Source organism: Mesorhizobium sp. LjNodule214, from assembly GCF_964252735.1.
In the GTDB taxonomy this organism is placed as follows: domain Bacteria; phylum Pseudomonadota; class Alphaproteobacteria; order Rhizobiales; family Rhizobiaceae; genus Mesorhizobium.
The window spans coordinates 1,159,749-1,172,927 of the sequence record NZ_CAXUPE020000002.1 but is presented as its reverse complement, the minus strand read 5'-3'; the positions used below and the strand labels follow the sequence as shown (position 1 = coordinate 1,172,927).

Annotated in this window: 11 protein-coding genes; all 11 read left to right on the top strand. The window is 62.8% G+C overall.

The annotated features are described in order from the left end of the window. The first annotated feature begins 125 nt into the window (after positions 1-125). The 11 genes from ACSQ3Z_RS19310 (at position 126) to ACSQ3Z_RS19260 (ending at position 12,911) form a co-directional block, all read left to right on the top strand. The gene (locus ACSQ3Z_RS19310; RefSeq protein ID WP_436172898.1) at positions 126-2,192 is read left to right on the top strand and encodes a phage tail sheath family protein; all 2,067 of its coding nucleotides are present in this window, start codon (positions 126-128) and stop codon (positions 2,190-2,192) included. A gap of 12 nt (positions 2,193-2,204) precedes the next feature. Next, positions 2,205-2,726: a phage tail protein gene (locus ACSQ3Z_RS19305; protein ID WP_436172897.1), complete on the top strand. Its 522-nt coding sequence runs from the start codon at positions 2,205-2,207 to the stop codon at positions 2,724-2,726. A 41-nt stretch (positions 2,727-2,767) separates the two neighbouring features. Beyond that, a complete protein-coding gene (locus ACSQ3Z_RS19300) occupies positions 2,768-3,631 on the top strand; it encodes a hypothetical protein (protein ID WP_436172896.1) in 864 nt (287 codons plus the stop codon). 419 nt (positions 3,632-4,050) lie between these two features. After that, positions 4,051-4,437: a hypothetical protein gene (locus tag ACSQ3Z_RS19295; RefSeq protein WP_436172895.1), complete on the top strand. Its 387-nt coding sequence runs from the start codon at positions 4,051-4,053 to the stop codon at positions 4,435-4,437. Between the two features lie 8 nt (positions 4,438-4,445). After that, entirely contained in the window at positions 4,446-5,765 is a 1,320-nt protein-coding gene (locus ACSQ3Z_RS19290; RefSeq protein WP_436172894.1) for a DUF4255 domain-containing protein, read from the top strand. Positions 5,766-5,770: 5 nt separating this feature from the next. Next, positions 5,771-7,795, top strand: a complete 2,025-nt coding sequence (locus tag ACSQ3Z_RS19285) for an ATP-binding protein (RefSeq protein ID WP_436172893.1) — start codon at positions 5,771-5,773, stop codon at positions 7,793-7,795. After that, positions 7,795-8,058 (top strand): hypothetical protein, encoded by a 264-nt coding sequence (locus ACSQ3Z_RS19280; RefSeq protein ID WP_436172892.1) that lies wholly within the window; start codon positions 7,795-7,797, stop codon positions 8,056-8,058. Before ACSQ3Z_RS19285 ends, ACSQ3Z_RS19280 begins: the two co-directional genes overlap by 1 nt. Next, a complete protein-coding gene (locus ACSQ3Z_RS19275) occupies positions 8,055-9,251 on the top strand; it encodes an eCIS core domain-containing protein (RefSeq protein ID WP_436172891.1) in 1,197 nt (398 codons plus the stop codon). The genes ACSQ3Z_RS19280 and ACSQ3Z_RS19275 overlap by 4 nt, the downstream gene beginning before the upstream one ends. Beyond that, positions 9,248-9,520 carry a hypothetical protein gene (locus tag ACSQ3Z_RS19270; RefSeq protein ID WP_436172890.1) on the top strand — a complete coding sequence of 91 codons (273 nt, stop codon included), beginning with the start codon at positions 9,248-9,250 and terminating at the stop codon, positions 9,518-9,520. The genes ACSQ3Z_RS19275 and ACSQ3Z_RS19270 overlap by 4 nt, the downstream gene beginning before the upstream one ends. A gap of 74 nt (positions 9,521-9,594) precedes the next feature. Continuing rightward, positions 9,595-10,785, top strand: coding sequence for an eCIS core domain-containing protein (locus ACSQ3Z_RS19265; RefSeq protein ID WP_436172889.1), 1,191 nt, complete (start codon positions 9,595-9,597; stop codon positions 10,783-10,785). Between the two features lie 119 nt (positions 10,786-10,904). Next, positions 10,905-12,911, top strand: a complete 2,007-nt coding sequence (locus ACSQ3Z_RS19260) for an eCIS core domain-containing protein (RefSeq protein ID WP_436172888.1) — start codon at positions 10,905-10,907, stop codon at positions 12,909-12,911. Positions 12,912-13,179 lie beyond the last annotated feature (268 nt).

Genomic DNA, 13,179 nt, shown 5'->3' with positions numbered 1-13,179 from the left:
TATATCCAATAGATCGTCGGCAGACGAATATTGACCCACAGCCTGCGCACTGTAAGGGGGGCGCAGTTGTTGTGCTGCTCATTCGAGCGCAGGCGGATGGCAAACCTCGTTTCCTGGAGGATGTCATGCCCGTTCATCCGACTTATCCCGGCGTATATATTGAGGAAATTCCAAGCGGCGTCAGACCGGTAGCCGGGGTGGCGACTTCGATTGCCGCATTCGTCGGGACGTTCCGAAAAGGCCTGCTGGACGAGGCAGTCCAGCTTCTGAGCATGGCTGATCTCGAGCGCGAATATGGCGGGCTCGATCGAAACAGCGAAACATCCTATGCGATCCAGCAATTCTTCCTCAACGGCGGTACGGAAGCCTGGGCGGTTCGCATCGCCGACACTGTCACCGGCAATGCCGCTGTGCCGCCGACGAACGCACGCTCGGCGGAGATAATCCTCACGACGGTACCCGGCGGCGCCGTTCAGATCTTTCGGGCGCGCGCCGGACATCGCATCCGCGGCCAGAGCGCCGAAAACCCCGGAGCCTGGGCCAATGCGCTTCGGCTCGACGTGGACTATGACACGGCCGATCCAGCAGAGCAGTTCAATCTGACGATCAGCGAGGTGAGGGTCGATGGGGACCGTACCTTGGTGCTGCAGACGGAGACGTTTCGCAATCTGACGATGCGCCCCGACACGGCCAACAACGCACTCGAAGCGGTCAACCAGGGATCGCGGCTGGTCCAGCTCGATCGCGCCGGCTTGAACCCGGCTGCGATTCCGAACCCCTTTGTCACGACATTTCGGCCTGCGTCGAACGGCACGCTGGGTGGACCGTTGCCAGTGCCGGTAGCCATCCCGGCCAACAACGCCGCCTTCAACGTGAATATCGGCGCAGGTGTCATAAACGGCACTATCCAGTATGGCGCCAGCCCGGTGCCGACAAGCTACGCGGGCCTCTTGCCCTTTGTGCAGGCAGCGATCCGGCGTGCGGCGGACGATATCGGCGTTGCCGACGGCCTGAAGCCATTGCTCAGTGGGGCAGTGGTCAAGCTGGTTGGCGACTCGACCGTCAACAATGGCGCGCGCTTCTTCGTGCAGCTGGGGCGCAGCGCCCGTCCTTTCGATCCGGCGACCAGCATCGTCTTTACCGGTGCAGCGACCGTCGGTGGCGCCAACGGCATCCGCCTTGCCACTGCCAATGGCGCTGTTCCAAACGACCAGCAGCAGAGGCCCGTGACGTCGGGGCTGGGTCACGACGGCACCCCGCCGGCGCCCGGCGACACTTTCCGGCCGATACCGATCAATTTCTTCATCGGCACGGCGGTGCCGCGCACCGGTCTCCAGGCCCTTGAGGACATCGATCTTTTCAACATTCTGTGCGTTCCGGAAGCAACGACGCTGCAGCCGGACTCGACGATGCGTACTTTCTATGCGGCGGCGGAATCCTATGTCGAATCCCGTCGTGCGATGCTGATCGTCGATATCCCGGACGATGTCCGTCGACTCGATCAGATGCAGACATGGCTGACGGAGAATGAGGGCCTGCGCCATCCCAATGCTGCAGTCTATTTTCCCCGAACCAACATCGTAGACACGCTAAACAGCAACCGGCCGCGCTCGATGGCGTCGAGCGGCACCATCTCCGGATTGTGGGCACGCACCGATTCGCAGCGCGGCGTCTGGAAGGCGCCAGCCGGGACCGACGCGCGCCTGCGGAATGTCGAAAGTCTCGGCTATTTGTTGACGGATCTGGAAAACGGCACGCTCAATCCGCTCGGCGTCAACTGCCTGCGCAACTTCCCCGTCTACAGCAACATCTGCTGGGGCGCCCGAACGCTCGACGGGGCCGATGCGATCGCGTCGGACTGGAAATATGTGCCGGTCCGGCGAACCACGCTGTTCATCGAGGAAAGCCTCTATCGCGGCACCAAATGGGTTGTCTTCGAACCGAACGATGAACCGTTATGGGCGCAGATCCGGCTTAATGTCGGCGCCTTCATGCATGATCTCTTCCGCAAGGGCGCCTTCCAGGGGACGACAACGCGCGAAGCCTATTTCGTCAAATGCGACAGCGAAACGACTACGCAAAGCGACATCGATCTAGGCATCGTCAATATCGAGGTCGGTTTTGCTCCGCTGAAGCCGGCCGAATTCGTCATCCTGAAGATCCAGCAGATCGCCCGGCAAACGGCAGAGTAAGGAGGAACGGTCATGGCACCCTTCACAGCGAACCCGCGCCGTTTCGACCCGTACAAGAATTTCAAGTTCCGGGTTAAATGGGATGGCCGCTATGTGGCCGGCATCAGCAAGCTCGGCGCGTTGAAACGCACGACGGAAGTTGTCGAGCACCGCGAAGGCGGCGACCCGTCGACTGGCCGTAAATCGCCTGGGCGAACCAAATACGAGGCGATCTCGCTGGAGCGCGGCGTCACCCACGATCTCGAATTCGAGCAATGGGCAAACAAGGTGTGGAATTTCGGCGCCGGTCTCGGCTCTGAAGTCTCGCTCGCCGATTTCCGCAAGGACGTCATCATCGATGTCTTCAACGAGGCCGGACAGAAGGTTTTGTCCTACCAGGTCTTTCGCTGCTGGGTGTCGGAGTACCAGGCGCTGCCCGATCTCGACGCGAATGCGAACGCCGTGGCGATACAGACGCTCAAGCTCGAGAACGAGGGCTGGCAACGCGACATCGCCGTGGTGGAGCCCGTCGAGCCCAGTATCGTGCCAGCGTAATTCCGGCGCCGTTCTCGTGAACGGCCAGAGAGAGATCGGCGATGCGAGAAAGTGCCACCGTCCTATTGGCACATGGTCTGCCGGAGGCGGGCGTCCGTCACCTCGACGCGCAATTGCGCGGACTGACCGGCCATGAGGAGGCCATGATCGGCGATTGCCCGGTACGGATCACTCCGGCCGAATGCACTACGGCCGTGCTTGCGGCGGTGACACGGCGCATCGGCAAGCTTGAATCCGTGACCCCGGAGATGGTCGCTGAGCTTGTCGTCGGTGATCGCGAACGCCTGCTGCTGACGCTATGCGAGATGACATTCGGTCCGGAACTCGATCTGGTCACGACCTGTCCGAAAGAAGGGTGCGGCGCGGTCTCGGAAGTCCCGGTGTGGATCGGCGACATCATCGGGCGCCAGGAGGCTGTCGCGGAAATCGAACACGAGATCAGGCCGGCTACGCCGAAAGGCGAATGGCAGATTCGCTTCAGGCTCCCGTCAGGCTGCGATCAGGAGCGGGCAGCCCAAGCTGCACTGTCCAATCCGGCCGATGCGGCACGCGCGCTCATCATCGGCTGCGTTGTCGCTATCACAGACCCCTCCGGAGCGGCGGTGCCGCCGGGCGAATTGCCTGCGGCGTTTGAAACGGCGCTGTCCGACGCATTCCAGCGTCTCGACCCCTTCGCGGAGTCGACCACCGCGATCGTCTGCCCAGTGTGCCGAACCGAAACCAAGGTGGTCCTCGACGCCTTCTCGGTCCTCCATGCCGGGTTGAACCGGGGTGCCGGCATCTATGCCGACGTCTACCGGATGGCGCGCGCCTATCACTGGAACGAGCGCGATATTCTCGCGCTGCCCTTAGCTAGGCGCAAACGCTATCTCGAACTCGCCTCGGGCGTGGAGGGTGGAGCATGAGCAGTTTCGCGGAGCGGCTGGTTTCCCGTGGCGCGCGTGTCGCTTCCGTCCCAGGTTTTGCCACGCTTCAGCCAAGGCCGCTTTCGCGCTTCGAGGCCGTACCCGCAACCGCCGCTGACGGCCCGGACGGCCCGGACGGCGGGGCCGTCCACGCTCGCGCACTGGCTGCAAGCGCTGAACATATCTCGGCTGCCGGCCCCGAGAGAAAGGCAACCCATCCAGACAGTTTCCGGATGGTCGCGACGGATTCTGCGGCGCGTGCCGGTCCGCTGGAACGAGGGGGTTCCGAGATTGCCGAACAGAACATTTTTGACCAACGGCCAAGTCCGATGACCATACCCTCGCGCAGGGGGCCGCATTCGCAAGATGCAGCGGCGCCGATACAAGTCTTCGAACCCGAATCGCGTTCCATCGCACCAATGGAATCGCCGGAGGACGCTGTCACGGTCTCGATTTCCAAGGATACGATCGTCAGCGCCTCGCGATCAAGCGAATCCGCCGAACCGTTGGATATCGCGGCTGTTGCCGAGGTGACGTCGCGGCCTCGTCAGCCCGCCCTCGATTCAGTTGGAAGTGTCGCCACTGCGGAGCAGGCCGCGCTGACGTTTGCCGACATCGGCAAGCGTCCCGTCGATCCGCGGATCGATGCAGCCGAGGCGAACCGTGCTCCGTCGCTCGCCGTTACGGTCGGCCGGATCGATGTGCAATTCGTGCAGCCTCCGCAACGCCCCGTTGCCGCGCCGCAGCCGCAGCGTTCGCGTGGCTTCGAAACTTACGCCCGCGCCAGACGCGGCGAACCGCGTTAGGAGGGCGCATGGCGACGCACGCCGCCATCGCTGCGGTCAGCCGGACGCTTCGGACCGTGCTGCTCGACCGCATGGTGATGCCGGTTTCGGTGACGCTTGCGCCACCCGACGTCACAGTTGCCGGTATCGATGGCGCCCGCGTCAATCTCTACCTGATTCAGCTGATCGAGAACGCCAATCTCAAGAACCAGGAGATTCCCGGAAAAGGCAGTCCCGCGGCGTATGGGCATCCGCCTCTATCGCTCAATCTCCGCTATTTGATGACAACGCACAGCGCCATCGAGACCCAGCCCGACGCGGATCTCAATGCGCAAACGCTGCTGGGCGATGCGATGCGCGTGTTCAACGACTTCGGCAACCGCGTCGATCAGCTTGCCATTGTCAACCCCGCGGCCGGTACGGTTGGCGATCCGCTGCTGGACCCGGTGCTGGCCGATGAGTTCGAGCGGGTGAAAATCGTGCTGCATCCCGCCAGCCTCGACGACATCACCAAGGTCTGGTCGGCAGTGTCGGGCACCAACTTCCGCAGGTCGGTCGTCTACGAGGTCACCGTGATCCAGATCGAAACGATCGAACCAAGGGTTCGCCCGCAGCCGGTGGAGACGCGCCGCATATTCATGACTGTACGCCGGCGCCCCGAAATTCTCGATGCCTACGTGACGCCGGCATTGAACGGTCCGATCGGGGAGATTCGGGCGCGCATCGGCGACGAAATCACCATTTTGTCGGAAGGTGCGCTGGCCGACCGTCTTTATGTGCGGCTGGGCATGCTCGATCCTATTCGTGTCAGCCCGACCGCCGACGGCCGAATACGCATCGCGCTGCCCGATGCGCAGTATCCCGCCGATCTCGACAATCCGCTGCCGCGTCCGATTCCGCCCCAGCAACGCTTGCAGCCGGGCCCGCTCGAAGTGCAGGTCATCGCAGGCCACCCCATCGAGGGCGTTGAGGGCGGTCTGGGACATGGCGCGGCGATCGCAGGCACGCGGCGCTACTCGTCCAACCTCGCGATGCTCCAGCTTTGCCCAACCGTGACATCGGTCGTACCGGTGGCAGGAAACGCGACGACGGTGCTCAGGGTCAATGGCCAGCGCCTGTGGCACGCGCGCGCCCGCGTCGCCGAAGTGATCGTCGGTGACGCGGCCATTGCTGTTCGTGCGCCGGCTGCGGGGGATCCCTGGGCTGCGCCCACGCCGACCGCCGTCGAAGTTCCGATGAGCGCGGCCATGGACATCCTCGTCGTATCACCGACGCCTTATCTCGTGGCGATGCAGGTTGATGGGGCGCGAAGCCGCGACCCCGGCATATCCTTCACGCTAGGGCCGTGATTCCGATGAACGTTGCACCCAATCCGAAGCTGGACAAGGATCGCGCAGCGGAGCAACTGCCATGGCGCGACCGCAACCGACGGCTGGTGGACTTCGGGCTTGCCTGGCTCAACGCCTTGCTGACCGATCATGTTATGGCGCTACGCGCTCTGCCGCGCAGCCGTGGCGGACTGTCAGATGCCGAGGCCGACTGGCTCCTGGACAACGCCTGTCGCGCTGCAATCGCTCCGTCGCCCGAAACGCTTGCCACGCGTGAAGCCTATGACCGCGCGCGTGCGGATTTGCTGGCGTCTGAAGAACCCTCCGCGATTGACCGCCTGGCAGCGCTGTTTCAGCTCTCGCCTTTCGACGAAGACGTCCTGCTGCTTTCGCTCGCCCCGCAGATGCGGGCGCATTTCGCGTCGATCTACGGTCATTTGCATGGTCGCGCGGCGATCAGCCATGCAACGCCGCATCTCGCCATGACCGTCTTCGCCGCCGGCGCGGAAACCGAAGCACGGGCCTGGGAGCGCCTTTCACCAGATGCGCCGCTACGCCGCTTCCTGCTGATCGAAAGTCCGGACCGCACGCTTCTGCCGCTGTCGCCGATCATGCTCGACGAACGCATGACACGACTTCTGTTGGGCGATCAGACGGAGGAGCCGCGCACGCGGTCCATGCTTTCGGAGCCAGAGCCCACGGTCTTTCCGGAGCGCCATCGTGCTGGTGTCGAGAAATTAGCCGCGCGCATCAGGACTGCACGCCGCCCGCTTGCCGCCATTGTTGGTCCGAAGCGCAGCGGCCATGCCGCTGCGGCGCGCGCATTGGCCAGCCAGTTCGGCCTGGAGCTTGCGGTGTTGAAACCGCGGCCTTTCGAGCCGATCCAGGATCTACTGGCGTTGCTGTCGCGTGAGGCTGCGCTCGGCGGCTTTGCCTTGCTGGTCGACAGCGCCCAGCCCGACAATAGACGCTTTCTCGATGACCAGATAAACGCGCTGGTGATCGTCACTGCGGAGACGCGCCCCGATTTGCCCTTCGGTGTTCCGCATTTGCGTCTCGAAGCGCTGGATCAGGCCGATCACATGGCGCTGTGGCGTGAAGCGCTCGGCCTGCACAGCGTGGAAACGGACAAGCGGATAGAGGCCATCGCCGACCAGTTCAGATTCGACCCGTCCGAGATCGCCGCGATCGCTGCCGCCGGCGGCGATCTGTGGCAATCGTGCCGAGAACACGCCGGCCGCAACCTTGACGAACTCGCCGAGCGGGTCGTGCCGCGCTATGGCTGGGACGATATGGTCATGCCGGCCGATGTGCTGCACGACCTCAAGGCGGTGACTGAGCAGGTCCGGCATCGCTCGCTGGTCTACAATCGTCACGGCTTTGGCCGTAAACTGGTGCGTGGCCGCGGTGTTTCTGTGCTGCTGTCGGGTGCGAGCGGCACAGGCAAGACCATGGCCGCTGAAGTGATCGCCCGCGATCTCGATCTCGATCTCTACCGTATTGATCTGTCCGGGGTCATTTCAAAATATATCGGCGAAACCGAGAAGAACCTGAAAGCCGTCTTCGACGCCGCCGAGGCAAGCGGCGCAGTGCTGTTCTTCGACGAGGCGGATGCGCTGTTCGGGAAGCGCAGCGAGGTCAAGGACAGCCACGACCGCTACGCCAATATCGAGATCAGCTATCTTTTGCAGCGCATGGAGAACTATGGCGGCCTCGCCATTCTGGCCACCAACATGAAGGGGCACCTCGACAATGCCTTTCTTCGGCGACTGCGCTTCGCCATAGACATTCCGTTCCCCGACGCGTCGCTGCGGCGCGCGATCTGGCTGAAGGCTTTTCCGGACGAAATGCCGAGGGAGGTACTCAATGTCGACGCATTGGCGCGTCTCGACATCGCCGGCGGTAACATTGCGGTGATCGCGGTCAACGCAGCTTTTCTCGCGGCGGCAGAGGGCAACGCGCTTGCAATGCGCCACATAGCCCGCGCCGCTCGCGCCGAATTCCGCAAGCTGGACAAGGAATTCCGCCCACCCTGGACGGAGGCGCTGTGATGAGCGACCGCCAGAATCCTTCTGCCTCGGTATCTTTCGGCAGCATGACCGTTCGCGGCGACGGACCTGGCCATTCGGCGGCGCGCGCCGCGCGCGACCTTGCCGCCGGTCTAGGCGACGCCGTGCAAGGCATGGAACTGGGTGGTGCCCCGCTGCATGTCGACACGCTGAAACTGAAGCTGACGGCAGGGGCCTGCGGAGCGGAGATCGCCCGCGCCATCCGTCATGCGATCGACGCGAAACGGCGAGGCCGCGACAGATGAGGGTCGCGATTCAAACGTTGAAGGCGGCGCCTGCGCCTGCGTCTTTTCTGGCGGCGCCGAGCCATGCCATCCAGAGAAAGGCGACCATCGGCCCAATCGACGATCCGCTCGAGCGCGAGGCCGACCGTGTCGCCGATGCCGTGATGGGCGGCGGCTCGGCTGGCGCTTTCGGTGCTGCTCCGGCCGCAATCGCACAGCGCACATGCGCGGCTTGCGAGGCCGAGGAAGAGAAGATCCAGCGCAAATCTGCCCCATGTGAAGTCGGAGAGCACATCCAGCGAAAGCCCGCTGAGGCGGCCGCCAGTGCAGTTGGCGATGGCGGCGCGCCGCTCGCGCCGGAAGCGCGCACCTATTTCGAACCGCGCTTCGGCCGGGATTTTTCGGACGTGCGGGTCCATACGCACGGTCGCGCAGCATCCGCAGCAAATGCCATCCATGCGCGCGCCTATACGCTTGGCAGCAACATCGCCTTTGCGCCGGGCGAGTTCTTGCCCCAGTCGCAGTCGGGACGGAGGCTGCTTGCGCATGAGTTGGTCCATGTCGCGCAGCAAGTTCGGTACGGACAAACCATCCAACGCGCGCCGACCGGATCTCCGGTCGCGGCGCCCGCCGTCAGCAGCATCTTGCTCACAATTCAGCGAGTGATGCTCATCATGTGCAGGAACTCGCGAATGCGCGAGGCGTTCGAGATGATCGACCGGGACGGAGTCCAACTGGTTGGCTTCAAGACCGGCCTTGATACGTGGCGGTATGATGATGGAAGGGTCGAAGAGGTTCCGATCACCGGCCTGCGCGGCAATACGGACGTTGCCAACCGAACGATCCGGCTTAACGAAGCGCTGCCCGCACAGACCATGGCTGAAACCCTATTCCACGAATTGCAGCACTGGGCGCATAATCGGGATCCGGCTGGCCCACGCGGTCTCGAAAGCGAGATTCAAGCGCGCATCGCGACCGAGCAACTTGCGATCGAACGGGGACGGCCGCCGACCGGCCCGGGCTACCGAACCGCCGATGGGCGCGTCGACGAAGCCGCGATTCGCCGCGCGATGGCCAGTTCATCGCACTACAGCCCTGTCGGCCGGCAACGGATCGGGCGACGCTACGAGGGTGAGACGCCGATCCCCGGACCGCTCGTCTGCCCGCCCATCGGCGATTTCCCCGAGCCCTCGCGAGAGAGAGTCTTCGCATGAAGCTCACGCTTGTCATCCGCACCTATGAGATCCAAGCACAGTTCGACCAGTTCGACGACGGATCGTCTGAGGCTTTCGATGTCGCCACCGCCGAGATCGTCGGTGGCGAGCAGGCGGGCCAGCGGCTGCGAATCCTCGTCGAGAGCGACAGTCCCCTCGCAGGGCGCTGGAACCATCCGGGCGAAACGCTGACAGTGACGGTCGAGCCGGAGCGATTGGCTGCGCAGATTGTATTCGCCGGCGCCTTTGCGGTCGAGGACAGCCCATGAGCCGCGCGTTGGCCCCTATGCGCGTCGCAGCCTTAAGCACACTGGCACCTCCCGCCGGGGCACCGCCCATTCAGATGAAGACGCGACTTGGTCCCGTCGACGATCCGCTGGAGCGGGAAGCAGATCGTATTGCCAGCACTGCTGTGGGCGGCCCCATCGCCCCGGCCAGTTCGCCTCCGAGCAAAACAGCGCAACGCAAATGCGCGGCGTGCGGCGAAGAGAAAATCCAACGCAAACCGGTCGACGCGGCTGCGCGCGCGGCAAGCACCGGCGGCACACCGCTGACCGCACAGCAGCGGGCCTATTTCGAGCCACGCTTCGGCCGGGATTTTTCGAACGTGCGCCTTCATCTTGGTGGCGAAGCCGCAACTGCGGCGGAGGGCATCAACGCCCGCGCCTACACTTTCGGCACGGATATCGCCTTCGCTTCGGGCGAATTCGCGCCCGGCACGCAAGCCGGCACCCATCTGTTGGCGCATGAACTTGCTCATGTCGGACAACAGACCGGCGATGCGTCGATCCGGCGAAAGATCAGGAGCGACGCACAGGCACCGCTGGACACCTATCTCTCGGGCAAGGGGATCCAGGGCTTCACCGTCAAGGACAATGTCTACGGGGCGACGAAAGGCGGCGCCACCTATTTCGAGCAGGAACTTCTGTTCGACATGCTGGGGTCGCCTCGAGTGTTCGATGTCGACGGCGGCGATCCATTGACGGCAGCAAAATCACTCAATGCGCATCTCGCCGCGCGAACGGGCATCGTTACCTTCGCCGCACAAAAGAAATACACATTCGCCTCGGTAACCAACTTCAAGATGAATCCGAAATACTACGACGTTAACCCGGCCAAGCTCAAATGGAGCATGAAACAAGGCGTCGATAGACAGGCTGCCTGGGACGACCTCAATGCCAACCCGACGCTTTACGCGATCGGCTGTGCTGCCGCGACGGTGCTGACCCAGGGGGGCGGCAGCAAGGGCGCCAAGTTCGAGGACAAGCCGAGCGCCGACGAAACCGACTGGGTGGCTGGCGACGCCGGTTACATCACCAACACCAAGTTCCAGCAAGGTGCCGACATAGGCCTTCTCGGCGAGAACATCATCTATACGGGCTCGGGACAATTTTGGGGACATTTCAGCGACAATGTCACCTACAAATCGTTGGCTGGCTGGAAAGGCGCGGTCGCTAGCTGGCACGGCCGCGGTGCGGCCGATGCAGCGGAAGTCGACCCAAAGCGAGAAATACCGATGACGGGATTGCTGTGATGCCGGCGGTTGACACCTGCCGCGCGGGCTACCGCGGTCGGTACAAGGCTGATGATCGAATGATGTGTTTCGCGCCCTTGATGAAGTCTGATGCCGCCAAAGCGCAGGCGGCAAGGCCCATGCCCGCGCTTGAGATGCAAGCGCGCGTCGGTCCTGTCGACGATCCGCTCGAGCGGGAAGCCGATCGGGTCGCGGATGCCGTGGTCAATGACGGCGCGGCAGACGCGTTCGGCTTGGCACCGGCGGGAGCGACCCAGCGCAAATGCGTTCATTGCGAAAGCGAAGAACTCATTCAGCGCAAACCCGCCGAGGCAGCCGCAAAGGCGATCGCCGATGGTGGTGCGCCGCTGTCTTCGCAAACGCGCGCCTATTTCGAGCCGCGCTTCGGACGCGACCTTTCCGCCGTTCGAATCCATACGGACGACCGCGCTGCTTCCGCGGCAATCGGTATTGCCGCGCGCGCCTACACGCTGGGCTCCGACATCGCGTTTGGGTCCGGCGAATATGCACCTGGCTCTTCCGGTGGGCAGCGGCTGATCGCGCACGAACTGGCCCATGTCGTGCAGCAGGCGCCACCGGCGATCAGGCGCGCGCCGGCGGAAGAAGCCGGAAAAGATGAAAAGCCGCCGACCAAAGTCGTCTGGGCGGCCAAGGATCTGCTTGTTTATCCGCTCTTCATCGATCTGTGGAACGACATTTTCGCGCAGAAGCTGACGGACGCCCAGAAGAAGGAATTCAAGCTCAAGGGCAAGGAAGGCGCTGCGCTGTGGAACCTGATCTTTGCCGGTGTTCCAGCGGGCAAGTCGCTCGCGGCGGACGCATCCTTTGGCGATTTTCTCAGTGCCTGGCTGAAGAACGCCGAGGAAATCCACACGATCGCCGGCGGTGACGATTTCTACCTGGACATGTTCAGCCGGTTCGTTGGCATCAATCTCGATTCCTATCTTGGCTCCGAGCTCTTCAAGAGCCGTTTGAAAGGCCATGCCCTCGCCCTTGCTTCGATCGTGGCGCTTGCGCAGGCCACGCTTTCGACGGTCCAGGCGGTCAAGGAACCCTCCGCCAAGGTTGGCGAATTCGAGCCGACCCAGGGGGAAAAGCAGACGCTGCTGGCCAAGGCGATCGTCAACATGCTGCTGAAGGAGCAGATCAAGGCGCCGGACTTCTTCGCCATCGGTCCCCTGAAGCTGTCGACACATCCGGCTTACGCCGCCACGTCCGCGACAGCCGGCGGCGGTCCGCCAAAGCTTACTTTTGAACAGAAGGAGGGGCAGGGCGAAGGGCAGGGCGGCGACCAGCTGAAGCTTGGCCTGACGCTCAACTTGCCGCAGATCATCGGCATGTTCCAGGAGGGTGCTCAGTCAGAGAAGGATCGGGCCGACCTTCAGAAATATCGCGGGTGGCAAGGCAGCCTCTGGTTCAGTTTCGACCAGACCAATCCTACGCTGCTCCAGCAGCAGGCGGGAAAGCTGCCTTCGAAGGCTTTCAACGTCGGCACGCTTTTTGGCGGCGGCGGCTTTCTTGGCGAGCTCGAGGGCGGTGCCAGATATGGCGGCGACGCGGCGAAAGACCTGACCGGATGGTTCGTGCGTGGCGGCTTCGGCTACAGCGGCAAGAAGGGAGACATCATCCAAAAAATGGGCTTCACCGCCGTCTACACGGACTGGACCGCCCAGGATATTTTCGCGCCGCGTCCTGGCGCCGGTGACGCGCCGGTCGGGGGACGTGCCGGGCAATTTACGCCATTTGCCAAACTCGAATTCGGCACGAAGCACAAATTCGGGGTCGGCGCGGCGCTCAGCTTCGTCACCGGCACGGAAGAGACATTCAATGTGTCGGATTTTCGCGGCGACTTCTCCTACACCTATATGGGCGACCGTTCCGAGGACAAGCTGCCGGTCTTCAAACTCGATCTGTCAGGTTCGGTCAGTCGGCTCGACTGGTGGAATCCAAATTCGCCGCTGATGACCGGTGTGCAGGTGAAGGGCAGCGTCGACAAATATTTCGTCGCGGGTCAGGTCAATACCGGGGCAGGGGACATTCCCGAGCAGCGAGCCGTGCAAATCGGGGAGAAGGAAAAAGTGCTTGTTCCGACAACAGTTTTGTTCACGGGAGGTGTTTATTTCTGACAAAGCGCCGGTGGAACGGTACCGGCTCGTCAAATTGACTTGCGGGCGTTCCTGGATCGTCCCAGCCGCTTACCGATCAAGCGGCGAGCAGTGTCCGGCCTGCATGTCGCGGTGGATGCTAAAATTCCACCGTTGGTTGAGTGTCTTTGTACTTTTACTAAAGTATAAATGGCGCTGATTTCCAATTGCATTCGAATCAAATTCGAAACAATTCCGCGTGAGTTTCAAAAACTCGGCCAGGCGAAGTAGGAATTATATCGAATATTCG